Genomic DNA, 25,832 nt, shown 5'->3' on the forward strand with positions numbered 1-25,832 from the left:
CGGAGGCTCTCATGAACAACTTCTTCTTCGGCATCTACCCCTACATCGCGCTTTCGGTGCTGATCATCGGTTCGATCGCGCGCTATGAGCGGGACCCGTTCTCGTGGAAAAGCTCCTCCAGCCAGCTGTTGCGGCGCCGGCAGCTTCGGATCGGCTCGGTCCTGTTTCACGTCGGCATCCTGACGATCTTCTTCGGCCATCTGGTGGGCCTTTTCGCGCCGCTGCCGCTGCTGCACGCGCTGGGCATCAGCCATGAATTCAAGCAGATCCTGGCGATGGTCGTCGGCGGGCTGGCGGGCATCGCGGCGCTGATCGGCGGCGGCATGCTGTTCCATCGCCGCTGGACCGATCCGCGCATCCGCAAGACCTCGTCGGTGGCCGATATCGGCATCCTGGTGCTGATCCTGATCCAGCTGGTCTTCGGGCTGTCGACGATCGTCTCCTCGGCCCAGCACCTCGACGGGAAGGAGATGGTGAAATTCATGCTCTGGGCGCAAGGCGTCGTGACCTTCCAGCCCGACGTGGCCGCCCGCATCGCCGATACGCCGCTGATCTTCAAGCTGCATATCGTGCTGGGCCTGACGATCTTCCTGCTGTTCCCCTTCACCCGGCTGGTGCACATGCTGTCGGTGCCGCTGCGCTACTTCTGGCGCCCGGGCTACCAGATCGTGCGTTCGCGCCGGACCCAGCCGCTGCCGCAGCATTCCGACGCCGAACTGAACCAGGCGCGGCTGACGGCGGCCAGGCGGGCGGCGGCGCAGCCCACCGCGGCGGAGTGATCCGATGGACAAGCCGCTGTTTCCCGAGGTGATCGTGAACGGTCAAAAGATCCCCACGGCGGCGATCGCCGCCGAGGCCCAGCACCACGACGCGCCGGCGGGCAAGCCGGGCGTCGCCTGGCGCCAGGCCGCGAATGCGCTGGTCGTGCGGGCCCTGCTGACCCAGGAAGCCGCCCGGCGCGACATCGAGGCCACCCCCGAAGAGGTCGCCCCCGGCAAGTGGGAGACCGAGGAAGAGGCGCGCATCCGCGGGTTGCTGGAGGATGCGATCGAGACCGCGCCCCCGCCCGAGGCCGAGATCCGCGCCGAATGGGCCCGCGATCCCACGCGGTTTCGCGCCCCCCCTTTGTGGGAGGCCAGCCACATCCTGCTGGCTTGCGACCCGCGCGACCCCGACCGCCGCCACGCCGCCGAGGCTGTGGCCCGGGAACTCAGCCGAAAGATCCTGGCCCGGCCCGATCGCTTCTCCCAGGAGGCCGAGGCCAACAGCGACTGCGCCTCGCGCGCCGAGGGCGGGAGGCTGGGCCAGTTGCGCCCGGGCGATACCGTGCCCGAATTCGAGGCCGCGCTGCGCGGGCTGGTGGCGGGCGGGATCACGGCAGAGCCTGTCCTCAGCCGCTTCGGCTGGCATATCATCCGTCTCGACGCGGTGGCCGAAGGCGCCCCCCTGCCCTATGACGCGGTGCGCCCGCGCATCGCCGAGGCAATGGAAAGAGCCGCCTGGACCGCCGCGGTGCGCGACTTTGTAGCCAGCCTTGCCGCCGAAGCCGACATCTCGGGGGCCGATCTGGCGGCGGCGTGACGACCGCTGGGCGCCGGCCAACGCACCTCCCCGTGCCGGCCGGCGCCGGGGGCCGGCCGAACCGCCCCCCCCCCAGGCGGGTGGCGCGTCAGGCCGCCCCCTTCCATTTGATCGAACATCCCATCGAAGGGGTCTGATCGCGTGGCCCCGCACCTGTCTGTGCGACCTGTTTCATCGCCTCGAACAGATCGCGGCGCAGATCCGTCGGACCCGCGGCCTTGCGCGAGGCATCCAGCCGGCCGCGATATTGCAGCGCGAGGTCGGCGTTGAAGCCGAAGAAATCCGGCGTGCAGACGGCGCCATAGGCACGGGCGACGGATTGGTCCTGGTCATGCAGATAGGGGAAGGAAAAGGCGTGGCGCGCGGCCAGGTCGCGCATCCTGGGGAAGCTGTCGGCGGGATGGCTGGTGGCATCGTTGGAACAGATCGCGGCCACGCCCACGCCCAGCGCCTGCAGGTCGCGCGCGTCGCGCAGGATCCGGTCCAGCACCGCCAGCACATATGGGCAATGGTTGCAGATGAACATCACCAGCGTGCCGTTCGGGCCACGGATATCCTGTAGCGCATAGGTCCTGCCATCGGTGGCCGGCAGCGCGAAGTCCGGCGCGGGCCAGCCGAAATCACAGACGGGCGGAACTGCGGCCATGGTGCGGCTCTCCTTTCATGCCCCGGCTTGTATCATTCGGCGGCCTCCCGCGCGGGCTTGCGATCGGTGTCCAGGCCGCCGCGGAAGACCCGGCTGGCGCGGATGTCGGTTTCCGCGATGGCCGAAAGCGCGGCGGCGTCGAGCGGCCCCGCGGCCTCGTTGAACAGCCGGTTGGCCTGGCGCAGCCGGGCACGATCCAGCGCGTTGCGGATCGAGCGCGCATTGGCGAAATGCTGCTGCCCCCGGCGCGAGGCGATATATTCCGCCATCGCGACCCTCGCGGCCGGATCGAAGGCATAGTTCTGCTCGGACAGCATGATCTCGGCGATCTTCAGAAGCTCTTCATTGGTGTAGTCGGGGAATTCGATGTGATGCGCGATGCGCGACCGAAAGCCGGGGTTGGATTCGAAGAACCGGTCCATCCGGTCGGCATATCCGGCCAGGATCACCACCAGATCGTCGCGGTTGTTTTCCATCACCTGCAACAGGATCTCGATCGCTTCCTGCCCGTAATCGCGTTCGTTTTCAGGGCGGTAAAGGTAATAGGCCTCGTCGATGAACAAAACCCCGCCCATCGCCTTCTTCAGCACCTCCTTGGTCTTGGGCGCGGTGTGGCCGATGTATTGGCCGACCAGGTCGTCGCGCGTCACGGTCACCAGATGGCCCTTGCGCACATAGCCCAGCCGATGCAGCAGATCGGCCATCTTCAGCGCCACCGTGGTCTTGCCGGTGCCGGGATTGCCGGTAAAGCTCATGTGCAGGGTCGGCGTCTCGGTCGCCAGCCCCAACTGGCGCCGCGCCTGATCGACCAGCAAAAGCGCCGCGGTCTCGCGGATGCGTTGCTTGACGGGGGCCAGGCCGATCATGGTGTCGTCCAGCTCCTTCAGCACGTCGCGCACACCGCTTTCCTCGAAGGCGGCGGCCAGATCGACGCTTTGCGGAAGGCTTGGGGAAGCCTTCTCTTCGAGGGCGGTCGGCTCATCGGTCATCTTCGCGCTCCATCTGTTGCGGGCCGGGGTGGCGCGCCCCCCGCGAAACGGGGGACGCGCGCGGCGTCAGGCGTAGCGCGCCCCCTCGGGGTCGCGCGTGGCATAGCTTTCGACGGTGTAGCGCACCAGCCGCCCCGCGCTTTCCTGGCGCACCAGGCGGAAGCCGGGCTCTTCCTTGGGGCGGTTGACGATGAAGCTCATCCGGATCGATTCCCAGCCGTGGCTGGCATCGAAGGCCATCACGCGGATGTACTTGCCGCCATGCGCCTTGCGGCATTCGTTCACCTCGTAGACCACCGCGGCGGCGTCGGGATTGTCGAACATCGGATGGCCCCACATTTCCCAATAGGTGTTGCGCGGATGCGGGTCATCGGTGAATTCGACGCTGACGGCCCAGCCGTTGTCGATCGCATATTGCGCCTGCACGCGGATGTCGTCATCCGTCAGATCCGGCAGGAAGCTGAATTGTCCTTGGCGAAGTCGCATGAAGTTTCTCCCGTAAGCTGTTCTTATGCCGAGACTTCCGGCGTCGGCGCAAAGTCCGGCGCATCGGTCGACGCATAGTTGAAGGTGACGTCCTTCCAGACATCGAGCGCCTGTTTCAGCGGCGTGCAGGTGCGGGCCGCGTCGCGCAGGATGTCCTCGCCCTCGTTCCAGATGTCGCGCCCGGCGTTGCGCGCGAAGACCATCGCCTCCAGCGCGACGCGGTTGGCGGTGGCGCCGGCCTCGATGCCATGCGGGTGGCCGATCGTGCCGCCGCCGAACTGCAGCACCACGTCCTCGCCCAGATAGGTCAGCAGCTGGTGCATCTGACCCGCGTGGATCCCGCCCGAGGCGACCGGCATCATCTTGTTCAGCGAGGCCCAGTCCTGGTCGAAGAAGATCCCGTTCTCCAGCGCCATCGGGTTATATTCCTCGCGGAAGATGTCGTAATAGCCCTTGGTGGTGGCCGGGTCGCCTTCCAGCTTGCCGACCACGGTGCCGGCATGCAGGTGATCGACGCCCGCCAGCCGCATCCACTTGGCGATGACGCGGAAGCTGACCCCGTGCGTACGCTGCCGGGTATAGGTGGAATGGCCGGCCCGGTGCAGGTGCAGGATCATGTCGTTCTTGCGCGCCCACTTGGCCATCGACTGGATTGCCGTGTAGCCGATCACCAGGTCGATCATCACGATGGTCGAGCCCAGCGCCTTGGCGAATTCGGCGCGCTCGTACATCTCTTCCATGGTGCCGGCGGTGACGTTCAGATAGGTGCCCTTCACCTCTCCCGTCGCGGCGCAGGCGCGGTTGACCGCCTCCATGCAGTAAAGGAAGCGGTCGCGCCAGTGCATGAAGGGCTGGCTGTTGATGTTCTCGTCGTCCTTGGTGAAATCCAGCCCGCCCTTCAGCGCCTCGTAGACCACGCGGCCGTAGTTGCGCCCCGAGAGGCCCAGCTTGGGCTTCACCGTGGCGCCCAGAAGCGGCCGGCCGTAGCAGTTCAGGCGCTCGCGCTCCACCACGATGCCGGTGGCGGGGCCCTGGAAGGTCTTCACATAGGCCACCGGCAGGCGCATGTCCTCCAGCCGCAGCGCCTTCAAGGGCTTGAAGCCGAAGACGTTGCCGATGATCGAGGCGGTAAGGTTGGCGATCGAGCCGGGCTCGAACAGGTCCAGATCATAGGCGATGTAGGCGAAGAATTCACCCGGGCTGTTGGGCACGGGATCGACCCGGTAGGCCTTGGCGCGGTATTTTTCGCAGGCCGTCAGCCGGTCGGTCCAGACCACCGTCCACGTCGCGGTAGAGCTTTCGCCCGCCACCGCCGCCGCGGCCTCGACCTCGTCGACGCCGTCCTGGGGGGTGATGCGGAACAGCGCGATGATATCGGTGTCCTTGGGCTGGTAATCGGGTTCCCAATAGCCCATCTGGGCATATTTCAGCACGCCCGCCGAATAGCGTTTCTTGGCGTCCGTGACCTTCATGTTGTTATCGAGCATCGTGGTTCTCCTTGGTTCGGGGCGTCAGGCGGCCTGAGCGGCGGCGATCTGCGGGTCGAGCGCGCCACTTGCGTAGCGCTTGGCCATCTCGTCCATCGGGACGGGTCGGATCTTGCCGGCCTGGCCGGCGGTGCCGAACCGTTCGAACCGGTCGCGGCAAAGATCTTCGAGTTCCTTCATCGCGGGGACCAGGAACTTGCGGGGGTCGAATTCGGCGGGCTTCTCGGCCGCGACCTTGCGGAACTGGCCGGTCATCGCCATCCGGCAGTCGGTGTCGATATTGACCTTGCGCACGCCCATGCGGATGCCCTTCTCGATCTCTTCGACCGGCACGCCATAGGTTTGCGGCATCTCGCCGCCATGGGCGTTGATCAGATCCTGCAAAGCCTGCGGCACGCTGGACGAGCCGTGCATCACCAGATGCGTGCCGGGCAGCTTTTCGTGGATCCGCGCGATGGTGGCCATCGACAGGATCTCTCCGTCGGGCTTGCGGCTGAACTTGTAGGCGCCATGGCTGGTGCCACAGGCGATCGCCAGCGCATCGCATTTGGTGCGGGCGACGAAATCGACGGCCTGATCGGGATCGGTCAGCAGCTGATCGCGCGACAGCTTGCCCTCGGCGCCCGACCCGTCCTCTTCGCCGGCCTCGCCGGTTTCCAGGCTGCCCAGCACGCCCAATTCGCCCTCGACCGAGGCGCCCACGGCATGGGCGGCGGCGCTGACGCGGCGGGTGGTCTCGACGTTGTAATCATAGGAGGCGGGGGTCTTCATGTCCTCTTCCAGCGATCCGTCCATCATCACGCTGGTAAAGCCGTGGCGGATCGCCGACAGGCAGGTGGCATCGTTGTTGCCATGGTCCTGGTGCAGCACGATCGGGATGTCGGGGTGCGTCTCGGCCAGGGCCTGAACCATGTGGCGCAGCATCACGTCGCCGGCATAGGACCGCGCGCCGCGGCTGGCCTGCAAGATCACCGGCGCATCGGTCGCGGCCGCCGCGCGCAGGATTGCAAGACCTTGTTCCATGTTGTTGATGTTGAAGGCCGGCACGCCATAGCCGTTCTCGGCGGCGTGATCGAGCAATTGCCGAAGCGTAATCAGTGCCATCAGGTCCTCCCTTCTATCCGTGTCTTGGCCAGGGCCGCGACGGCCTCGGCGGTGATGCCGAAATGGCGGTAAAGATCGGGCGCCGGGGCCGAGGCGCCAAAGCCGGTCATGCCGACGAAGGCGTCGCCCCGTTCAAGGAACTGCTCCCACCCCTGGCGGACGGCGGCCTCGATCCCGATGCGCGGCGCGCAGCCCAGCACGGCGACGCGGTAGTCCGCCGGCTGCGCGGCGAAGAGCTCGAACGAGGGGGCCGAGACGACCACGGCGCGCAGACCCTCCGTTGCCAGCCTTTCGGCGGCGGCAAGCGCGATTTCCACCTCGGATCCGGTGGCGATCAGCGTCACGTCGCGGGGGCCCTCGGCGCGGTGCAGGACATAGGCGCCGCGGGCGGTCAGGTTCTCGGTCGTGTGCCTGGTGCGCACCAGCGGCAGGTTCTGGCGCGACAGGCACAAGAGCGTGGGCGTGTCGGTCGCCGCCGCGGCGATCTGCCAGGCCTCGGCGGTTTCCACCGCGTCGGCGGGGCGGATCACCGTCAGGTTCGGCATGGCGCGCAGCGAGGCCAGGGTTTCGACCGGCTGATGGGTGGGGCCGTCTTCGCCAAGGCCGATGGAATCGTGGGTCATCACATAGGTGACCGGCACGCCCATCAGCGCCGACAGCCGGATCGCGGGACGGCAGTAATCGGCGAAGGCCAGGAAGGTGCCGCCGTAGGGGAAGAAACCGCCATGCAGGGCGATGCCGTTCATCGCCGCGGCCATGCCATGTTCGCGGATGCCGTAGTGGATGTAATTGCCGGCGTAATCGTCGCGCGTCACCGGGCGCATCCCGCCGGTACGGGTGTTGTTCGACCCGGTCAGATCGGCCGAGCCGCCGATGCTGTTGGGCAGCACCGCGTTCACCACCTCCAGCGCCATTTCCGAGGCCTTGCGGGTGGCCACCCGTGGCAGTTGATCGCTGAGCCGCGCCTTGTGCTCGACCATCGCCGCCGCCAGCGCGGCCTGGTCGGGGGCGGCAAGGCTGGCGTCGAACGCCGCGGCCTGCGCGCTGGCGGCCTTGCGCGCCTCCCACGCCGCGCGGCTTGCGGCGCCGCGCCGGGCCACCTGGGCCCAGGCCTCGCGCACCTGATCGGGCACTTCGAAGGGCGGATGCGGCCAGTCAAGGGCCTTGCGCGCGGCGGCGATCTCGGCCTCGCCCAGCGGCGCACCATGCACCTTGTGGCTGCCCGCCATCGTCGGCGCGCCCTTGCCGATCACCGTCTTGCACGCGACCAGCGAGGGCCGGGGATCGCCGCGCGCGGCCTCGATCGCCCCGGCGATGGCTTCCGGATCGTGGCCATCCACGCCCTGCACATGCCAGCCCGCCGCCTTGAAGCGCGCGCGCTGGTCGGTCGAGGTCGAAAGCTCGGTCCCGCCGTCGATGGTGATGCCGTTGTCGTCCCAGAACAGGATCAGCCGGCCCAGGCGCAGATGCCCGGCCAGGTCGATCGCCTCGTGGCTGATGCCTTCCATCAGGCAGCCGTCGCCGGCCAGCACATAGGTCCAGTGATCGACCAGATCGTCGCCGAAACGAGCGTTCTGCATCCGCTCGGCCAGCGCCATGCCGACGGCGGTGGCGATCCCCTGCCCCAGCGGGCCGGTCGTCGTCTCGATGCCCTGTGCATGGCCGTATTCGGGATGGCCCGCGGTGCGCGCGCCCAGCTGGCGGAATGCGCGCAGTTGATCGGCGCCCATGTCCGCATAGCCCAGCAGGTGATGGATCGCATAGACCAGCATGGACCCATGGCCCGCGCTCATCACGAAGCGGTCGCGGTCGGGCCAGGCGGGGGCTGCGGGATCGACGGTCAGATAGCGGTTGAACAGCACCGTCGCGACATCGGCCAGACCCATCGGCGCGCCGGGGTGGCCCGATTTCGCCGCCTCGACCCCGTCCATCGCCAACACGCGGATCGCGGTGGCCATCAGCTTCTCGTCGGCCTCGGCCCGGGGTTTCACCTCTGTCTGGATGGTCATGGCTGCCTCCTCAGGCGCGTTTCGATTCGCTGACCAGCCGCAGGATCATCGGCGTGAAGATCAGCTGCATGGCGAGGTCCATCTTGCCGCCGGGGATCACCAGCGAATTGGCGCGGGTCATCCAGCTGTCGTGGATCATCGAGTTGAGATAGGGAAAATCTATGCCGCGCGGATTCTTGAAGCGGATCACCACCAGGCTTTCGTCGGCGGTGGGGATCCAGCGCGCGATGAACGGGTTCGAGGTATCGACCACCGGCACGCGCTGGAAATTGATGTCGGTCTGGGAAAACTGCGGGCAGATGCAATGCACATAGGCATGCATCCGGCGCAGGATGACATCGGTCACCGCCTCGGTCGAATAGCCGCGGCTGGCCTTGTCGCGGTGGATCTTCTGGATCCATTCCAGGTTGATCACCGGCACCACCCCGATCTTCAGATCCGCCAGCGCGGCCAGATCGACATCCTCGTTGACCACGGCGCCATGCAGGCCTTCGTAGAACAGCAGGTCGGACCCTTCCTCGAAGGGCTTCCAGTCGGTGAAATGGCCGGGCGGCGTCTTGTGGCGGGCCGATTCGGCCTCGTCGTGGATGTAGTGGCGGGTCTCGCCGGTGCCGGTTTCGCCATAGCTGCGGAACACCTCCTGCAGCTTCTCCAGCTCGTTCGCCTCATAGCTGAAATGGCTGAAGGTGGCGTCACCGGCGGCCAGGCGGGTTTCCAGCTGCGTCTTCATGTCGGCGCGGTTGTAGCGGTGGAAGGCATCGCCCTCGATCGAGACCGGCCGGATGCCTTCGCGGCGGAAGATCTGGTCGAAGGTCGACTTCACCGTGGTCGTACCCGCCCCGGACGAGCCGGTGACCGAGATGATGGGATGCTTTTTCGACATTGGCCTTCTTTCGTCTCAGGCGCGGAACAGGCCGCGGTTACCGAACAGCGCCGAGACCTCCTGCTCCGGCAGATCGTGGTAAGAGGTCACGCGATCGACCTTGTCGGCGGTACCGAAGACGAAGGGCGTGCGGGCGTGCAGATGATCGGGGACGCAATCGAGGATGCGGCGCGTGCCGGTGGTGGCCTTGCCGCCGGCCTGTTCGATCAGGAAGGCGATGGGCAGGCATTCATAGACCAGACGCAGCCGGCCCTGGGCATAGCCCGCGCGCTGGTCGGCGGGGTACAGGAAGATCCCGCCACGCGACATGATGCGGTGGGTTTCGGCCACCAGCGACGCAACCCAGCGCATGTTGAAGTTCTTGCCGCGCGGGCCGTCCGCCCCGGCCAGACAATCGTCGATATAGGCGCGGATCGGCTTCGACCAGTGGCGGTAGTTCGAGGCGTTGATGGCGAATTCGCTGGCAGTGTCGGGGATCGAGGGAATATCGGGCGTTTCCTCGAACCCGCCGCTTTCGCGGTCCAGCACGAAGCGGCGGACGCCGGCGCCGAAGCTGATCACCAGGGCGGTCTGGGGTCCGTAGATGAAATAGCCGGCGGCGCGCAGCGCGTGGCCGTCGCGCAGAAAGGTGGCCTCGGCGTCGTCCTGCGCCGGCTGGATCGCGAAGATCGTGCCGATCGAGACGTTCACGTCGATGTTCGAGGATCCGTCCAGCGGGTCGATCGCCAGCGCCAGCGCCCCGTCCGGATCCAGCCCCGCCACCGCGTCGCGTTCCTCGGATGCATACCAGCGCACCCCGGTGCCGCGCAGCGCGGCAAAGAAGGCCTCGTCCGCCATCACGTCCAGCGCCTTTTGCGTGTCGCCGTCGGTGTTCTCGCCGACATTCGCGCCCAGTGCCCCGCCCAGCGCACCGCGCGAAATCAGATGCGACAGATCGGCCGCGACCTTGCACAGCGCCCCGATCGCGGGGGCCAGATCCGTCGGTATCCGAGGTTGAGTCTGCGCCAGTTTCGGCATCATCGGCGGGGCCTCCCTTCCCCTTGGTTGCCGTTGATCTTGGCGATCCAGAATGATAAAACAATTTCGTTTTTGGAACTTGCGTGTAAGAAAAATTGTCACACAAGGTCGATCGGATCACCCTCAAGCAACTGCGCGCCCTGGCCGAGGTCGCAGCCTCGGACAACATCGTGACGGCGGCGAAGAATCTGGGCCTGACCGGGCCTGCGGTGCACAGTCAGCTGCGCACCCTGCAAGACGCCCTGGGCGTGGATTTGCTGTCGCATCAGGGGCGGCGCAAGAACTCTCCCACCCCCGAGGGCACCGTGCTGTTGGAGGCCCATGCCCGCATCCGCGCGATCCTGGAACGCGCCCTGGCCGAGATCGACGACATCCGCGCGGGCACGACGGGCACGGTGGTTCTGGGCGCGGTCAGCACGGCGAAATATTTCGCCCCGCAGATCGTCGCGCGGTTGCAGACGGACATGCCGGAATTGCAGATCACCCTGAAGATCGCCAACCGCCAGGCCACCATCGCCGCGCTGGCGCGGGGCGAGTTCGATCTGTGCATCATGGGCCGCCCGCCGCGCGCGCCGCTGGTCGAGGCGGTGACGCTGGGCGACCATCCCCATGTCATCATCGCCGCCCCCGGCCATCCGCTCACCGATGCCCCGGGCCCGCTGCTCGAAGAGCTGACCCGGCACCGGTTCCTGCTGCGCGAGGAAGGCTCGGGCACCCGGGCGCTGGCGATCCGCTTCCTGACCGAGATGCCGGCCGGGCAGCGTCTGGAAACGATCGTGATGGATTCGAACGAGACCATCAAGCAGGCGGTGATGAGCGGGCTGGGGATCGCGCTGATCTCGGCCCATACCGTGGCGCAGGAGGTGGTGGACGGCCGCCTGGCGATCCTGGATGTGAAGGGGATGCCGCTGGTGCGGCAATGGTTCTTGCTGCACGGGTCGGACGAGCCGCTGCGCCCGGCCGCGGCGCGGGTGTATGACTGGCTGGTCGCGCGGTCGGACGCAATGCTGCCGAAATTGCCCGGCGTCTTCTGACAGGCCGGCCGGGGCCGCCCGCCCCCCTAGTCGGCCATGCTGATCTCGACGCCCGCGCTTGCCAGGGCTTGGGCCAGATCCTCGGGCGGGGCGCTGTCGGTGATGATCGAATCGAACAGGTCCAGCGTCCCCAGATGCGCAAAGCCGCTGCGGCCGAACTTGTCGCTGTCGATCACCAGATGCCGGCCCTCGGACTGATCCAGCATCGCGCGCTTGACCGCGGCATAGCCCTCGACGGTCTCCATCGGACCCTGGGGCAGCAGCGCCGACGCGCCCACGAAACAGCGCCGCACCCGGTAGCGGCGCAGGAAATCCACCGTTTCCGCGCCCACCACCGCGGCCTCGGTCGGCAGATAGGTGCCTGGGCAAAGGATCACCTTCGCGGCGCCGTTGTGTCCCAGCGTCATCGCCACATGCAGCGAATTGGTGATCGCCGTGCAGCGCGTGCCCGCGAAGGACAGAAAGCGCGCCACCTGCAGCGTGGTCGCGCCGGAATCGATCATCAAGGTCTCTCCCGGCTGCACCAGGGCCGCAGCCCGGGCGCCGATGCGCTCACGTTCCCGGCTGCGGGCGCGGCCACGTTCGTCCAGCGAAGGCGCCGTGCCGGGGCTGGGCGCCGAGGCACCGCCCAGGGCGCGCGTCACCAACCCCTTGCGCTCCAGCGCCTCGAAATCACGCCGCACCGTCTCGGTCGAGACGCCGAAGCGTTCTGCCAGGTCGCCGACGCGGACATGGGGATGCAGGCGCAGCTCGGACACGATCTGTTCGCGGCGCTCGGATTTGCGCAGGCGCGTGGCGTTGCCCTTGGTCTTTTGCACGGGCGTTCCTTTCGGCGGGCCTCCGGCTTCCTGGCAAATTTGTGGCTCATCCCACTAATTAGCAACAAAAAAGGTTGCCAATCGAAGAAAATGATGGTGCTTTCGTGCGACGTTTCCACAAAGGCCGCGGTCCTGGGCACCACGGTGCGCGCCAGGGCCGGGCGCGGCCCTATCAGGATGCGGCGCGGCAACGGCGGCGGCGGCGGAGGACAACTTGGCCCTATTCTTGATCAATCTCGCGGGTGCGGTGGCGCTGCTGATCTGGGCAGTGCGGCTGATCCGCACCGGGGTCGAGCGCGCGTTCCTGGCGCCGCTGCGCAGCCTGTTGCGGCGGGCGACGGCATCGTGGGTCTCGGCGGCGGGCGCCGGGGCGGCGGCGGCGATCGTGTTGCAAAGTTCGACCGCCGTCGCGGTTCTGACGGCGGCCTTCGCGGGGACCGGGTCGCTTTCAGGCAGTGCCGGGGTGGCGCTGATCCTGGGGGCCGATGTCGGATCCGCGGTGGTGGCGCAGATCCTGCTGGCGCCGCTGCAGGGGCTGATGCCGCTGCTGCTGGTCATCGGGGTGACACTGTTCCTGAAATCCGCGGATCGGCGGCCGCGGCAGGCCGGGCGCATCCTGGTGGGGCTGGCGCTGATCCTGCTGGCGCTGACGCTGATCCGCGAGGCCGCCGAACCGCTGCGCCACAACGCGCTGGTGGGCACGGTGCTGCGCTATCTGGCCTCGGATCTGATCAGCAGCTTCATCCTGGGCGCGGCGATCACCTATGTGATGCATTCCAGCGTCGCGGCGGTGCTGATGCTGGTGACCTTCGCGGCGCAAGGCATGCTGCCGGGACCGGGGGCCGGGGCGCTGGTTCTGGGCGCGAACCTGGGCGGCGCGCTGATCCCCTTCCTGCTGACCCTGAAATCCGATGTGCCGACACGGCGGATCATGGCTGCGAACCTGATGCTGCGCGGCGGTGGCGCGGTGGTTGCGCTTCTGGTCCTGCGGCTCTGGCCCGAGGGCCTGGGCTGGCTGGGCGCCGATCACGGGCGCCAGGCGATCAACCTGCATCTGGTCTTCAACCTGGCGGTGCTGGTTATGTCGCTGCCGCTGCTGCCCGCCGTGGTGCGCGCGACGGTGGCATTGTTCCCCGATCCCGCCGCCGGCGCCGACGCGCCGCGCTTCACCGCGCTGGACGAGGGCGCGCTGGCCGATCCGCGCCAGGCGATCGGCAACGCCCAGCGAGAGGTGCTGCGCATGGGCGAAGAAGTGCAATCGATGCTGCTGCCGGTGCTGGGCCTGTTCCGGCGCTGGGACGAGGCCGCCGTGCAGCGCATCCTGGCAAGCGAAGATGAGGTCGACCGGATGCATTTCGAGACCAAGCTTTACGTCGCCCGCCTGCAGGAGGCCCCGCTGACCCCAGAGCAATCGCGCCGCGCGATGGAGATCGCGAGTTTTGCCAACAATTTCGAGGAGGCGGGGGATCAGATATCGACCAACCTTCTGGACCTGGCGCGCAAGATGAACGACTCGGGCCTGGCGTTTTCCGACGCCGGCTGGAACGAGCTGACGGATTTTCACGACCGGGTGCTGTCGAACGGGCAACTGGCGCTGAACGTGATGATTTCCAACGATCTGGAAGGTGCGCGGCAATTGGTCGAGGAAAAGGACCGCGCCCGCGCCGCCGAACAACGCCTGCAGGAACAGCACCTGGCGCGTCTGCGCAGCGGCAATTCGGCAAGCATCGAGACCAGCAACCTGCATCAGGAGATGCTGCGCGCGCTCAAGTCCGTCAACACCGCCTTCTGCCAGGTCGCCTATCCGCTGGTCGAACAGGCCGGCGACTTGCTGTCGACCCGGTTGACCAAGGCCGCCGAACGGGCCTGAGGGCACCTCTGGACGCCGAGGACGCCAGTGTCAGGTCTTTGTCTTCTTGGGGGTATCGTCTGCCGGGGGCGTATCCGGGCGTTCTTTTCCAAGCCGGATCGCGCGCAGCCTGGCGGTTTTCTCGGCGCGAAGCTCGGCTTCGCTTTCGGTGATCAGGCGCGATGCCGCGCTGGTGCGATCATGTGGCGCAAGAGGCCTGGCCAGATGGGGCACGAAAGGGTCTTTGGTCTTGCGGTCCTTCGACAAGGTGGCTTCCTTCGGCTCCTGCGGTGCGTCGGACCAGGGGCGCGGGAACAGGCATGCCCCCGCGCCATCCGGATCCTAGGCGAGGACCAGATTTGCGGCCGATTCACGACCATCGCGCCCGGTCTCGATATCGAAATGGACAGCCTGACCGTCCTTGATCTCGCGCAGACCGGCGCGTTCGACGGCCGAGATATGAAGGAAGATGTCCTTGTTGCCATGGGCCGGGGCAATGAAGCCGAAGCCCTTAGCGGAATTGAACCATTTCACGGTGCCACTGGCCATCGTGATGTTCCTCTCGTGATTCTCGCCGCCCGCGGAATGCGGCGGCCTGGCAGCTCATTGACGATGGCTGGCCGCGAGGGAACAGGACATGGAAAATCAGATTGCCCTTCCGACATCGGCCCTGGCGCGCGGGAAGTCAAGACTTATTCGTGAAACCTCAATGGAATAGCGCAAGCGGCCCGGCGCGGGAAAAAGCGGCGCGGGCAAGCCGCGCGTTATGTCGCGCTTGCGCCCGCAGGCATGACCTGCCACGGTCTTCGCCAGGTTTCCGCAGGCCACGCATTCCGCGCGGCCGGCGAGTGGAGACGTGTTACCGCAGGCAACCTGATTTCCGCAGGAAACATGCTGCCTGCAGCCGTGGCATCCCGACCCGGGCACGACGCGCCAAGACCCGACGGTCCGGCACAACCAAGGATCGCGGCCCTGGCCGCAAAGCGCCCCGAGCCGGGCGCGAAAGGATCACATACATGACGAAAGCGCCCGATGTGGCCGACCTGACCTGCGAGCACAGCGGAAAGTACTGGGTCCGCGTGCTGGCGAAATACCGAGAGCCATCGCATCCGCGCAGCATCGCGGAGCTGGCTCTGACGCTGATCCCCTTTGCCGCGCTGATCGGCCTTGCCTGGTGGGCGCTGTCGGTAAGCTACCTGCTTGCCGGGGCGATCTCGGCGCTCAATGGGGCCTTTCTGGTGCGGCTGTTCATCATCCAGCACGATTGCGGCCACAACGCCTTTTTCCGCAACCGGACGGTGAACGACTGGACCGGCCGCCTGCTTGGGGTACTGACGCTGACGCCCTATGACGTGTGGCGCCAGACCCATGCGATCCACCATGCCTCGACCGGCAATCTCGACCGGCGCGGGATCGGCGACCTGCCGGTCCAGACCCTGGCCGAATACCGTGCGGCGCCCTGGCGCAAGCGGCTGGCCTATCGGATCTATCGCAACCCGTTCTTCCTGTTCGGCCTGGCGCCGGCCTGGCTGTTCTTCGTGCAGAACCGCCTGCCCGTCGGGCTGATGGGATCGGGGCGCAGATACTGGGTCAGCGCGATGGCGACCAATCTTGCGATCGCCGCGCTGGTGGGCGCGGGCATCTATCTGTCGCAGGGGCTGCATGTGCTGTTCCTGATCCTGCCGATGGCCCTGGTCGGCGCCTCGGCAGGTGTCTGGCTGTTCTATGTCCAGCACCAGTTCGAGGACGCCCACTGGAACCGCGAGGCCGATTGGCAGATCCATGACGCCGCCCTGCATGGCAGTTCCCACTATGTGCTGCCGCCGGTGCTGAAGTGGTTCTCGGGCAATATCGGCATTCACCACGTCCACCACCTGTACAGCCGCATCCCCTTCTACCGGCTGACCGAAGTGCTGCGCGACCACCCGGCGCTGGATCGCGCCCAGCGCCTGACCCTGCGCGAAAGCCTCCACTGCGCGCGGCTGCACCTGTGGGACGAACGCAGCCGCAAGCTTCTGTCCTTTGCCGAGGCCCGCGCCGCCTGATCCGACGCCTCTTTGGCGGACCCTCCTCTTTGGCGCCCCTTCTTTTGCGGCCGGTCAGGCACCCTCGCATTGCCCGTGCGGCCCGCGCTGTGTATCACGGCCGGGCCGGCGCGGCGCCGGATGGATCGCCATGGATGAGGGATCATGACGCAAACGCCCCCGACCCCGGTCCTGGCCCCGGTCCCTGCCGCCCGACGCGGGCTGCCTGCGGGCATCTGGGTCCTCGGCGTCGTCTCGATGCTGATGGACATGTCGTCAGAGATGATCCACGCCATTTTGCCGATCTACCTGACCCTGGGCCTCGGGGCGAGCGCGCTGACCGTCGGCATCATCGAAGGCATTGCCGAAGCCACCGCCGCGATCACCAAGGTGTTCTCGGGCGCGCTGTCGGACCGGATCGGCCGGCGCAAGGAACTGGCCGCGCTGGGCTACGGGCTGGCGGCGCTGACCAAGCCGGTGTTCCCGCTTGCCCCCTCGATCGGCTGGCTGATCGGCGCGCGCTTCGTCGATCGCGTCGGCAAGGGCATCCGCGGCGCGCCGCGCGACGCGCTGGTGTCGGATCTTGCCCCCGAAGGCCGGCGCGGCGCCGCCTTCGGGCTACGTCAGTCGCTCGATACCGTGGGGGCGTTTCTGGGGCCGCTGGCGGCGATCGCGCTGCTGTGGGCGCTGTCCGACAATTTCCGCCTGGTCTTCTGGGGTGCGGTGCCGCCCGCGCTGCTGGCCGTCGTGCTGATCGTGGTCGCGGTGAAGGAACCGCCGCGCCGCCCCGGCCTGCGCCGCATCAAGAGCCCCCTGTCGCGGGCCGAGCTGCGCCTGCTGGGCCGCGGCTACTGGGCCGTGGTGGCGGTGGGCACATTGTTCACCCTGTCGCGGTTCAGCGAGGCCTTCCTGATCCTGCGGGCCGAGGACAGCGGCCTTTCGGTCATGCTGGTGCCGCTGGTGCTGGTGGGCATGAACGCGGTCTACGCGGCATCGGCCTGGCCTGCCGGGGTGTTGTCGGATCGGATCGGTCGGCTGGGCCTGTTGCTGGCAGGCCTCGTTGCGCTGATCGTGGCCGATCTGTTCCTGGCGCTGGTGCCGACGCTTGCGGGGCTGAGCGCCGGCGTGGCGCTGTGGGGGCTGCACATGGGGCTGACCCAGGGCCTTCTGTCGGCGCTGGTGTCCGAGACCGTCCCGGCAGAGCTGCGCGGCACCGCCTTCGGCATGTTCAATCTGGTCACCGGGATTGCGCTGCTGGCGGCCAGCGTGCTGGCCGGGGCGCTGTGGCAGGATCTGGGCGCGGCCTCGACCTTCCTTGCGGGCGCGGTCTTCGCCTGTCTGGCGATCCTGGCGCTGCCGCTGCTACACCGACGCCTTGCATGACGGCCAAGGCCCGGGCACTTCGCCCCGGGGCTGTTATCCAACCGGAAAATCAGGTCATCAACTGACGACTTCTAATCCTGTTGCGCGGCGGCCAGCATATCTTCGAATCCCGACAGGAACAGCCGAACATTCAGGGCTATCATTCGGGATTCGGGCAGGCAGCCACTGCCTTGGCATAGATGCAGGCGCATCGCGTAATGCGATATGGCGCCATGCAGCGTCCAGCCCATCTGCCGCAGCGCGTCTGGGGAATCGGGCAACGACAGGCCTTTTTCCGCCGCGGTTTCGCGCATGATCACCTCAAGCAACGGGGTGACGATCGCCGCAATGTAGTCCGGCGCCAGGTTGGTTTCATCCAGCGAGACATGCAAGAACAGCCGCAGCCATTTGCGGGTAAGCGTCGAGGCCAGGTAATCAGCGTAGAAACGTTCCAGCCGCTCGGCCACCGGACGCGAGCGATCTTGCAGGGAAACGAACCATGTCGCATTGAAAGCGCCAAGGATTTCATTGCGATAGACCTCGCGAAGCAGGTCTTCCTTGGTCGGAAAGAAGCGGTAGAGCAGGCGTTGCGAGATGCCGCAGCGATCCGCCAGCTGGCGGGTCTGCGCCGTCAATCCATGCTCGGCGAAGAACTCTGCCGCGACTTCGAGGATCTGCGCGCGCCGTTCGTTGAACGGCAGCCGCACCGCGCCCGCGCGGCCGCTTCGGGCCTTGGGGGCGCGCCCTGGCCGATGATCGGGTTGCCTGTCTGGCTTCGGCTTCACGCACGCTCCATGATTGTGCTTCGCGGTCCGGTCTCAAGCGCCCTGCCCTGGCCGGGCCCGGCACTTCCTGCCCCGTTTCTACGTCGTACCCCATTGCTAGCGCGCCGGCCGTGCAGGTGGCAATCGTCCGCGTAATCCTCTTATCGTCGATTGACGACATTGATATTGCAAGCGCTTCCTGTTTGCGCATAGCCTCCGGCCAGCGCACCGGGTGCCCCCATCTTGCGCCCTTCCGCCAATACAGGAGCAGCCTGCATGATCTACGAACAGCGGACCTACCGGACCCACCCAGGCAAGGCGTCCGATTTCCTGCAATTGTATGAGGAAGAGGGGCTGAAGATCATTACCCGCCACGCGATGCTTGCCGGATGCTGGATCAGCGAAAGCGGGGCGTTGGACACGGTCACGTTCCTGTGGGCGTTCAAGGATCATGGCCACCGCAGGACCAGCACGCCAAGCTGGCCGCCGATTCCGACTGGACATCCTTTCTGCCCAAGGTCCTGCCGCTTGTGGTGCATCAGGAAGCTACCCTGTTGCAGCCCGCCGCCTTCTCGCCGTTGATCTGAGCGGACGAAAAGCCGGGCGGGCAATCGCGAAGCGCGACGGATGACCACGGATCGGGCATCGCCCTCGGGGCGGCCCGGCCGTCCCCCCCGCCCCTCCGCGCAGACAGAAGCCTGTCGGCGGGATTGCCCCTTCGCGCGCGCGGCGCGGGGACCGGTCAGCCCAGCGCGCCCTGGGCCCGCCAGGCGGCGATCTGCGCGGCGTCCAGCCCGGCCTCGGCCAGCACGGCCTCGGTGTCGGCCCCCGGCGCGCCGGGCGGCCGGGGCGGGGCAGCGGGCGTCCGGCCAAGCCGCGGGGCGGGGCTGGCCTGCAGCACGCCGCCCACCCGGCAAAAGCTGCCGCGCCCTGCGTTATGGGGATGGGCCTCGGCTTCGTCGAACGTCAGGACCGGGGCCACGCAGGCATCCGAGCCTTCGAAAACCCTGGTCCATTCGTCCAGCGTGCGGGTCTCGAAGGCGGCGGCGAAGCGGGCCGCCATCTCGGGCCAGGCGGCGCGGTCGTATTGCAGGGCCGGGTCGATCTGGGCCCCCAGAAGCGCGACCAGACGGGCGAAGAACTGCGGCTCTAGCGCGCCGACGGACATGTGGCGGCCGTCGCGGGTGGCATAGCAGCGGTAGAAGGGCGCGCCGCCGTCAAGCAGGTTGTCACCGCGCGCGTCGGTCCAGCTGCCCTGGGCGTACCACTGGTGGATCAGCCCCATCATCGCCGGCACGCCTTCGCACATCGCCGCGTCGATCACCTGGCCGCGCCCCGATGTCTGGCGCTCATACAGCGCCGCAAGCAGCCCGAACAGCAGGAACATCGTGCCACCGCCGTAATCGGCCGCCAGGTTCAGCGGCGGAATGGGCGCCTGGGGCGTGCCGATCGCATGCAGCGCGCCGGTGATCGAGAGGTAGTTGATGTCGTGGCCCGCGCTGTGCGACAGCGGCCCCGCCTGGCCCCAGCCGGTCATGCGCCCATAGATCAGCCGCGGGTTCAGCGCCAGAACCGCGTCGGGGCCGAGGCCCAGCTTTTCCATCACCCCGGGGCGGAACCCCTCGATCAGCACATCGGCGCGTCCGATCAACGCCCGCGCCGCGGCCAGTCCGCCGGGGGTCTTCAGGTTCAGCACAGCCGACCGCTTGCCGCGACGATTGACATCGGTCGGGTCGGCGGGGCCGGATTCGCGGTCGATCACCACCACATCGGCGCCCATGTCCGCCAGCAGCTGCCCCGCCAGCGGACAGGGACCCAGCCCGGTCATCTCGATCACCTTCAGCCCTACCAGCGGCCCCGCCATGTCCGTCTTCCCCCCGAAAGGCCCCGCTGCGCCGAGGCTGTCCTTCCCATAGCCCCGATACGCCGGGGAAAGCCAGCACAACACTGCCGCCGGGTATTGGAGGCGGCGCGAAGAAAGGCAGAGGACAGAACGAAAAAGGCCGCGCAATCGCGCGGCCCCTTGCCTTGTCCGGCCCGAGTCCGGGCGGCAGATCCTACTTGATCTTGCCTTCCTTGTACTCGACGTGCTGACGCACGACCGGGTCGTATTTCTTGACCGTCATCTTCTCGGTCATGGTGCGGGCGTTCTTCTTGGTCACATAGAAGTGCCCGGTGCCCGCCGTCGAGTTCAGACGGATCTTGATCGTCGTCGGCTTCGCCATGTTCGCTCTCCTTGCGCCGGGCGGGCGCCCATGGCGCGGCCCGTGAAATCCTTGAAGCCCGCCTTTTAGCGATGCCGGATGCGGTGTCAACCACAAAGGCGGTGAAAACCGCCAATTCCGCGCCCGCCCGGCAACGGGAAAAAACATGCGCGGATGGCCTGTAAGCCGGATTCTGTTCAGGGGCTTGCACCCCCTCGACGGCCATTCCTCTGCGCCTGCCGTTACCGACAGGCTCTAGCTGCCAACCCGGGCCCCGGGCTGAGACGTCCCTGCGGTGATATCCCCGAGGGGATCATGCCGCGTGGGGCCCCTATTCGGCATTGCTCCTGGTGGGGCTTGCCGTGCCGGTCCTGTTGCCAGGCCCGCGGTGGGCTCTTACCCCACCGTTTCACCCTTACCCCCGCATGCAGAGGCGGTCTCTTCTCTGTGGCGCTTTCCCTCGGGTTTCCCCGGCCGGGCGTTACCCGGCACCAGTGTCTCATGGAGTCCGGACTTTCCTCGTGCCCCGCGGGGCACGCGGCCGTCCAGCCATCCGCGCGAGGCCGATGTAGGGGGCAGAGGCGGGGCGGTCAAGCGCCGAACCGCCGCCTAGCCCGGATAGCTGCGGGCAAGCCAGGCCGCGCGCCCGGCGTCGTCGGCGTCCACCGCGCCCCGGCCCCAGGGCCGAAACCGCAGCCGGAAGGCGTGCAGCAGGGTCTCGGGCGCGACCTCGGGATAGCCGAACCGGCGGGCATCGGCTACAAAGCCCGCGGGATCGGCGGGCGCGGCGCCTTCGGGCCAGACCGCCAGCCCTTGCAGCGCCAGCCGCCGCCAGTCGAAGCGCGGACCCGGATCGACCTTGCGCCCGGGCGCCATGTCGGAATGCGCGATCACCCCCTCGGGCGGGATCGCCCAGCGGTCCAGGATGCCCGCCAGCAATGCCTCCAGCGCCCGCAACTGGGCCTCGGCGAAGGGGCGGTCGCCGGGATTGGCAAGTTCGATCCCGATCGAGCGGGAATTCACGTCCCCCCTGCCCCGCCAGGCCCCCGCGCCCGCGTGCCAGGCGCGCCGGGTCTCGTCGACCAGCTGTTCGGCCTGGCCATCTTCGTCGATCAGCCAATGGGCCGAGACCTGCGCCCCAAGGTCGCACAACCGCGCCCGCGCGGCCGCAGCGCTGGCCATGTTGGTGAAATGCAGCACCACCAGTTCGGGCCGCAGACCGTCGCGCCGCGGCCCGTGGTTGGGCGAGGGAAAGCCCCGGCCTACCACCACCGCGCGGGCTTCGCCGCGAAGCCCGCCGCGCTTTCGAGCACCTGCGCGGTGTTCAGCAGATCGCCCTCTTCCCATGGCCGGCCGATCAGCTGCAACCCCAGCGGCAGCCCCTGGCGATCCAGCCCCACGGGGACCGAAACCCCCGGCAGGCCGGCCAGGTTCACCGTCACCGTGAAGACATCGTTGAGATACATCTGAATCGGATCGGCATCGGCCATCTCGCCCAGGCCGAAGGCGGCCGAGGGCGTGGCGGGCGTCAGGATCGCGTCCACGCCCTGGGCGAAGGCCTCGTCGAAGTCGCGTTTGATCAGCGCCCGGACCTTGCGGGCGCGGTTGTAATAGGCGTCGTAGAACCCGGCCGACAGCACATAGGTGCCGATCATCACCCGGCGCTGCACCTCGGGCCCGAAGCCCTCGGCGCGGGTCTTTTCATACATCTCGGTGATGCCGTCGCCCTGCCCCAGCGTGGCGCGGTGGCCAAAACGCACACCGTCGTAACGGGCAAGGTTCGACGACGCCTCGGCCGGCGCGATCACATAATAGGCGGGCAGCGCGTATTTGGTATGCGGCAGGCTGATGTCGACGATCTTCGCGCCGGCATCTTCCAGCATCCTGCGGCCCTCGGCCCAGAGCGCCTCGATCTCGTCGGGCATCCCGTCCATGCGGTATTCGCGCGGGATGCCGATGGTCTTGCCGCGGATGTCGCCGGTCAGCATGGCCTCGAAATCCGGCACCTCGATCGGGGCCGAGGTCGAATCCTTCGCATCCTCGCCCGCCATCGCGCCCAGCATGATCGCGGCGTCGCGCACGCTCTTGGTCATCGGCCCGGCCTGATCGAGCGAGCTGGCGAAGGCCACGATCCCCCAGCGCGAGCAGCGCCCATAGGTGGGCTTCAGCCCGACGATGCCGGTGAAGGCGGCGGGCTGGCGGATCGAGCCGCCGGTATCGGTGCCGGTCGCGGCCAGACACAGATCCGCCGCCACCGCCGCGGCCGAGCCGCCGGACGAGCCGCCCGGCGTCAGCGGCGTCATATCGTTGCCGCGCCGCCAGGGGTTCACGGCATTGCCATAGGTCGAGGTTTCGTTCGAACTGCCCATGGCGAATTCGTCCATGTTCAGCTTGCCCAGCATCACCGCGCCGGCCTCGAACAGTTTCGCGGTCACGGTCGATTCGTATTCCGGGCGGAAGCCTTTCAGGATCGCGCTGGCGGCCTGGCTGGGCACGCCCCTGGTGCAGAACAGATCCTTGATCCCCAGCGGGATGCCGCACATCGCCGGCGCGTCACCCGCCTGGATGCGGGCGTCGGCGGCGCGCGCCTGTTCCAGCGCGATTTCCGGCGTGGGGTGGACGAAGGCGTTCAAATTCCCCGCCGCATCCATCGCCGTCATGCAGGCCATGGTCAGATCGACCGCGCTTATCTCGCCCTTGCGCAGCGCGTCGCGCGCCCCGGCGATCGTCAGCCTGTTCAACGCGTCGCTCATTCCACCACCTTCGGCACGGCAAAGAACCCCTCGCGCGCATCGGGCGCGTTCGACAGGATCTTGTCCTGCATGTCGCCATCGCTCACCACATCGGCACGGCGCTTCAGCCGCATCGGCGTGACGCCGGTCATCGGCTCGACCCCCTCGACATCGACCTCGTTGAGCTGCTCCATGAAGGTCAGGATGCCGGACAATTCGCCCGCCAGCGCGGGCAGATCGGCCTCTTCCACCTTGATGCGGGCCAGATGGGCCACCCGCCGCGCGGTATCGATGTCGATGGACATGGGAACTCCGTCTGCTTTGGACCCCCGTTTAGCCCCGCGGGGGGCGGGCTGCAAGCGCCCGGGCCGCCCACCGCGCGCGCCGACCACGCGATCGCCCAAAAGACGTGCCGCCGCCATTTCCTTCCGCGCCGCGCGCCCTATCCTGCATAGCGCAACCTGAAAGGAGGGATACCCATGAAACTCATCTGGCTCGGCCACTCCGGCTTCCGTCTCGAAATCGGCGGCCAGACGCTGCTGATCGATCCCTGGTTCTCCGGCAATCCGGTCTTCCCCGAAGATCAGCGCGCCGCCGCCATCGCCGGCGCCACGCATATCCTGCTGACCCATGGCCACGGCGACCATTCCGCGGATTCGGTGGCGATCGCGAAGGAACTGGGCATCCCGGTGGTCGGCATTTACGACCTGCTGGCCTGGTGGGAACAGAAGGAAGGCATCAAGACCGTGGGCTTCAACAAGGGCGGCACCGTCGATCTGGAAGGTGTCAAGGTGACCATGGTGAACGCCAGCCATTCTTCTTCGGTCTCCGGCCCCGACGGCCAGCCAGTTTATGCTGGGCACGAGTCGGGCTTCATGATCGCGGCCGAGGGTCATACGATCTATGTCTCGGGCGATACCGACGTGATGGCCGACATGAAGGTGTTTCACGACCTGCACAAGCCCGACATCGGCATCCTCTGCGCCGGCGGCCATTTCACCATGGACATGAAGCGCGCAGCCTACGCGGCGAAGACCTTCTTCGACTTCAAGACCGTGATCCCCTGCCATTACAAGACCTTCCCTCTACTCGAGCAGAACGCGGACGCGCTGAAGGCCGGCCTGCCCGGCGTCAAGGTGATCGAGCCGGAGGTGATGAAGGCGATCGAACTCTGACTCCGGCGCCGGGGGTTTCACACCCCCGGAACCCCCGTGGAGTATTGGGACCAAGATGAAGGAGCCAGGGGGTTGTTTCATCTTGGCGGAAATACTCCGGGGGTTTGGGGGCAGAGCCCCCATCGCCAGGGATCGCTTGCGCGCAGCGCGCCGCCGGATCAGCTATGCAGCACCGCACCCGGATTGAGGATGCCCAGCGGGTCGAGCGTCTGCTTGAGCGACCGCATCACGGCAAGCGCGACCGGGTCGCCGTAACGCTCCAGCTCTTCCACCTTGAGGCGGCCGATACCATGTTCGGCGCTGATCGAGCCGTCGAACCGTACCACCAGGTCATGGACCGCACGGGTGATCTCGGGGCGCTGGGCATCGTAATCGCCGCGGGCGCGACCCGGCATCGGGAAGATGTTGTAGTGCAGGTTGCCGTCGCCAAGATGGCCGAAGCAGTTGATCCGCACGTCGGCGATCCGGGCCAGCAGCCCGGGCGCCTCGGCGATGAAATCCGCCACCGCCGACAGCGGCAACGAGATATCGTGCGAGGCGATCGCGCCGATCCGGCGGTTGGCCTGGGGGATGGCTTCGCGCAGGGTCCAGAATTCGGCCCTTTGCGCGGCGCTTTGCGCGATCACGCCATCGTCGGCCAGCCCGGCCTCGGCCGCCTCGGCGAACAGATCCGTCAGCGCCTGGTCGGGTGACAGGCCGCGCGGCAGCCCAAGCTCGATCAGCACCGTCCAGGCCGGCGGCGCCGCAAAGGGCTGGCGCAGGTCGGGCATGGTCTCGCGCAGGAAAGCAAAGCCCTGCCCCGCGATCAGTTCGAACGCCGAGACCCCTTCTCCCAGCCGGTCGCGCGCCAGCGCCAGCAAGCTGAGCGCCGCCGACGGATCCGGCACCGAAATCAACGCCGCCCCCGTTTCGGCCGGAATCGGCGACAGCTTGAGGCTGGCGGCCGTGATGATGCCCAGCGTGCCCTCGGCCCCCACGATCAGATCGCGCAAATCGTAGCCGGTGTTGTCCTTGCGCAGCCGCTTCAGCCCATGCAGGACCGAGCCGTCGGCCAGCACTGCCTCGACCCCCAGGCACAGCGCCCGAGCCGTGCCATAGCGCAGCACGTTCACCCCGCCGGCATTGGTGGCGAGGATACCGCCCACCTGGCACGACCCCTGCGACGCCAGCGACAGCGGAAACAGCCGATCCGCCGCCGCGGCAGCGGACTGGACCTCTTCCAGCACCACGCCGGCCTCGGCGATCAGCACGTTTTCCGCGACGTCCAGCGCGCGGATCGCGCGCATCCGCTCCAGCGACAGGATCAGCGGCGCACCGCCGGGCATCACCTGCCCGCCCACCAGCCCGGTGCCGCCGCCGCGCGGCACGATGGCCACCCGCGCCTCGGCGCAGGCGCGCACCAGCTGCGCCACCTCCTGGGTCGAGCGCGGCGCCGCCACCACGCCGCCCGATCCGACATAGCGCCCGCGCGGCTCTTCCAGGTACTGCGGGCCGAGGGGGCGCACCACACCGGGTATCCGCGCCTCGAGCATCGCGGCGAAGGCGTCATCCGCGGGGCGAAGTGTCATCGTGGATATCCTTATCCTGACCTCTTCCCCGGTGAACCACGCCGCCCCGCGCGGCGCAAGCCCGTGCCGCAAAGGCACAGTTCCGCCGCCGCCCCCCGGG

25 protein-coding genes and 1 other RNA gene are annotated in these 25,832 nt (G+C 67.6%); 8 read left to right on the top strand and 18 right to left on the bottom strand.

Annotation, left to right across the window (positions count from 1 at the left end; genetic code table 11):
* Nucleotides 1-11: 11 nt before the first annotated feature.
* Together narI and BLV97_RS06915 are read left to right on the top strand one after the other, a co-directional pair.
* Entirely contained in the window at nt 12-779 is a 768-nt protein-coding gene (narI, locus tag BLV97_RS06910) for a respiratory nitrate reductase subunit gamma (RefSeq protein ID WP_035843907.1), read from the top strand.
* A gap of 4 nt (nt 780-783) precedes the next feature.
* On the top strand, nt 784-1,581 hold the full coding sequence (locus tag BLV97_RS06915; RefSeq protein ID WP_035843905.1) for a peptidylprolyl isomerase: 798 nt from the start codon (nt 784-786) through the stop codon (nt 1,579-1,581).
* 88 nt (nt 1,582-1,669) lie between these two features.
* On the opposite strand, the gene BLV97_RS06920 is transcribed toward BLV97_RS06915, so the two are convergent.
* From BLV97_RS06920 to BLV97_RS06955, 8 genes are all read right to left on the bottom strand, one after another.
* Nucleotides 1,670-2,227: a thioredoxin family protein gene (locus tag BLV97_RS06920; RefSeq protein WP_035843903.1), complete on the bottom strand. Its 558-nt coding sequence runs from the start codon at nt 2,225-2,227 to the stop codon at nt 1,670-1,672.
* 32 nt (nt 2,228-2,259) lie between these two features.
* A complete protein-coding gene (cbbX, locus tag BLV97_RS06925; RefSeq protein WP_035843901.1) occupies nt 2,260-3,216 on the bottom strand; it encodes a CbbX protein in 957 nt (318 codons plus the stop codon).
* A 66-nt stretch (nt 3,217-3,282) separates the two neighbouring features.
* Nucleotides 3,283-3,702 carry a ribulose bisphosphate carboxylase small subunit gene (locus BLV97_RS06930; protein ID WP_035843899.1) on the bottom strand — a complete coding sequence of 140 codons (420 nt, stop codon included), beginning with the start codon at nt 3,700-3,702 and terminating at the stop codon, nt 3,283-3,285.
* A gap of 23 nt (nt 3,703-3,725) precedes the next feature.
* Nucleotides 3,726-5,189: a form I ribulose bisphosphate carboxylase large subunit gene (locus BLV97_RS06935; protein WP_035843897.1), complete on the bottom strand. Its 1,464-nt coding sequence runs from the start codon at nt 5,187-5,189 to the stop codon at nt 3,726-3,728.
* Between the two features lie 24 nt (nt 5,190-5,213).
* Nucleotides 5,214-6,293, bottom strand: coding sequence for a class II fructose-bisphosphate aldolase (gene fba, locus BLV97_RS06940; RefSeq protein WP_035843895.1), 1,080 nt, complete (start codon nt 6,291-6,293; stop codon nt 5,214-5,216).
* Entirely contained in the window at nt 6,293-8,302 is a 2,010-nt protein-coding gene (tkt, locus tag BLV97_RS06945) for a transketolase (RefSeq protein WP_051646134.1), read from the bottom strand. The genes fba and tkt overlap by 1 nt, the downstream gene beginning before the upstream one ends.
* Before the next feature lie 10 nt (nt 8,303-8,312).
* Nucleotides 8,313-9,185, bottom strand: a complete 873-nt coding sequence (locus tag BLV97_RS06950; RefSeq protein WP_035843893.1) for a phosphoribulokinase — start codon at nt 9,183-9,185, stop codon at nt 8,313-8,315.
* Nucleotides 9,186-9,200: 15 nt separating this feature from the next.
* Nucleotides 9,201-10,205 (bottom strand): class 1 fructose-bisphosphatase, encoded by a 1,005-nt coding sequence (locus tag BLV97_RS06955; RefSeq protein WP_035843891.1) that lies wholly within the window; start codon nt 10,203-10,205, stop codon nt 9,201-9,203.
* Nucleotides 10,206-10,297: 92 nt separating this feature from the next.
* Between BLV97_RS06955 and BLV97_RS06960 the strand changes: the two genes are divergently transcribed.
* Nucleotides 10,298-11,236, top strand: coding sequence for a LysR substrate-binding domain-containing protein (locus BLV97_RS06960; RefSeq protein ID WP_035843889.1), 939 nt, complete (start codon nt 10,298-10,300; stop codon nt 11,234-11,236).
* Nucleotides 11,237-11,262: 26 nt separating this feature from the next.
* Here BLV97_RS06960 and BLV97_RS06965 read toward each other — a convergent pair whose 3' ends face one another.
* Nucleotides 11,263-12,054 carry a DeoR/GlpR family DNA-binding transcription regulator gene (locus tag BLV97_RS06965; RefSeq protein WP_035843886.1) on the bottom strand — a complete coding sequence of 264 codons (792 nt, stop codon included), beginning with the start codon at nt 12,052-12,054 and terminating at the stop codon, nt 11,263-11,265.
* 214 nt (nt 12,055-12,268) lie between these two features.
* Between BLV97_RS06965 and BLV97_RS06970 the strand changes: the two genes are divergently transcribed.
* On the top strand, nt 12,269-13,924 hold the full coding sequence (locus tag BLV97_RS06970) for a Na/Pi cotransporter family protein (RefSeq protein WP_035843884.1): 1,656 nt from the start codon (nt 12,269-12,271) through the stop codon (nt 13,922-13,924).
* Nucleotides 13,925-14,245: 321 nt separating this feature from the next.
* On the opposite strand, the gene BLV97_RS06980 is transcribed toward BLV97_RS06970, so the two are convergent.
* Nucleotides 14,246-14,452, bottom strand: a complete 207-nt coding sequence (locus BLV97_RS06980; RefSeq protein ID WP_035843881.1) for a cold-shock protein — start codon at nt 14,450-14,452, stop codon at nt 14,246-14,248.
* A gap of 467 nt (nt 14,453-14,919) precedes the next feature.
* Between BLV97_RS06980 and BLV97_RS06985 the strand changes: the two genes are divergently transcribed.
* Both BLV97_RS06985 and BLV97_RS06990 read left to right on the top strand, forming a co-directional pair.
* Nucleotides 14,920-15,948: a fatty acid desaturase gene (locus BLV97_RS06985; RefSeq protein ID WP_035843879.1), complete on the top strand. Its 1,029-nt coding sequence runs from the start codon at nt 14,920-14,922 to the stop codon at nt 15,946-15,948.
* 144 nt (nt 15,949-16,092) lie between these two features.
* Nucleotides 16,093-17,310 carry an MFS transporter gene (locus tag BLV97_RS06990; protein WP_035843877.1) on the top strand — a complete coding sequence of 406 codons (1,218 nt, stop codon included), beginning with the start codon at nt 16,093-16,095 and terminating at the stop codon, nt 17,308-17,310.
* Between the two features lie 71 nt (nt 17,311-17,381).
* Here BLV97_RS06990 and BLV97_RS06995 read toward each other — a convergent pair whose 3' ends face one another.
* A complete protein-coding gene (locus tag BLV97_RS06995; protein ID WP_051646133.1) occupies nt 17,382-18,074 on the bottom strand; it encodes a TetR/AcrR family transcriptional regulator in 693 nt (230 codons plus the stop codon).
* 255 nt (nt 18,075-18,329) lie between these two features.
* On the opposite strand from BLV97_RS06995, the gene BLV97_RS07000 reads away from it, so the two are divergent.
* Nucleotides 18,330-18,635 carry an NIPSNAP family protein gene (locus BLV97_RS07000; RefSeq protein WP_210184770.1) on the top strand — a complete coding sequence of 102 codons (306 nt, stop codon included), beginning with the start codon at nt 18,330-18,332 and terminating at the stop codon, nt 18,633-18,635.
* Between the two features lie 160 nt (nt 18,636-18,795).
* Here BLV97_RS07000 and BLV97_RS07005 read toward each other — a convergent pair whose 3' ends face one another.
* The 6 genes from BLV97_RS07005 to gatC form a co-directional block, all read right to left on the bottom strand.
* On the bottom strand, nt 18,796-19,917 hold the full coding sequence (locus tag BLV97_RS07005) for a CaiB/BaiF CoA transferase family protein (RefSeq protein ID WP_035843874.1): 1,122 nt from the start codon (nt 19,915-19,917) through the stop codon (nt 18,796-18,798).
* A 193-nt stretch (nt 19,918-20,110) separates the two neighbouring features.
* Nucleotides 20,111-20,278 (bottom strand): 50S ribosomal protein L33, encoded by a 168-nt coding sequence (rpmG, locus tag BLV97_RS07010; protein WP_092163990.1) that lies wholly within the window; start codon nt 20,276-20,278, stop codon nt 20,111-20,113.
* A gap of 145 nt (nt 20,279-20,423) precedes the next feature.
* Nucleotides 20,424-20,814, bottom strand: an RNA gene (gene rnpB, locus BLV97_RS07015) — RNase P RNA component class A.
* Between the two features lie 52 nt (nt 20,815-20,866).
* Nucleotides 20,867-21,529: an N-acetylmuramoyl-L-alanine amidase gene (locus tag BLV97_RS07020; protein ID WP_244520981.1), complete on the bottom strand. Its 663-nt coding sequence runs from the start codon at nt 21,527-21,529 to the stop codon at nt 20,867-20,869.
* Nucleotides 21,520-23,010, bottom strand: coding sequence for an Asp-tRNA(Asn)/Glu-tRNA(Gln) amidotransferase subunit GatA (gatA, locus tag BLV97_RS07025; RefSeq protein WP_035843862.1), 1,491 nt, complete (start codon nt 23,008-23,010; stop codon nt 21,520-21,522). Before gatA ends, BLV97_RS07020 begins: the two co-directional genes overlap by 10 nt.
* Nucleotides 23,007-23,294: an Asp-tRNA(Asn)/Glu-tRNA(Gln) amidotransferase subunit GatC gene (gene gatC, locus BLV97_RS07030; RefSeq protein ID WP_035843860.1), complete on the bottom strand. Its 288-nt coding sequence runs from the start codon at nt 23,292-23,294 to the stop codon at nt 23,007-23,009. Before gatC ends, gatA begins: the two co-directional genes overlap by 4 nt.
* 174 nt (nt 23,295-23,468) lie before the next feature.
* On the opposite strand from gatC, the gene BLV97_RS07035 reads away from it, so the two are divergent.
* Nucleotides 23,469-24,164 (top strand): metal-dependent hydrolase, encoded by a 696-nt coding sequence (locus BLV97_RS07035; protein ID WP_035843857.1) that lies wholly within the window; start codon nt 23,469-23,471, stop codon nt 24,162-24,164.
* Nucleotides 24,165-24,322: 158 nt separating this feature from the next.
* Here the strand turns inward: BLV97_RS07035 and BLV97_RS07040 are convergent, their stop codons facing one another.
* Nucleotides 24,323-25,732, bottom strand: coding sequence for an FAD-binding oxidoreductase (locus tag BLV97_RS07040; protein ID WP_035843855.1), 1,410 nt, complete (start codon nt 25,730-25,732; stop codon nt 24,323-24,325).
* Between the last annotated feature and the right edge of the window lie 100 nt (nt 25,733-25,832).

The organism is Allgaiera indica (assembly GCF_900106675.1).
GTDB lineage: Bacteria > Pseudomonadota > Alphaproteobacteria > Rhodobacterales > Rhodobacteraceae > Acidimangrovimonas > Acidimangrovimonas indica.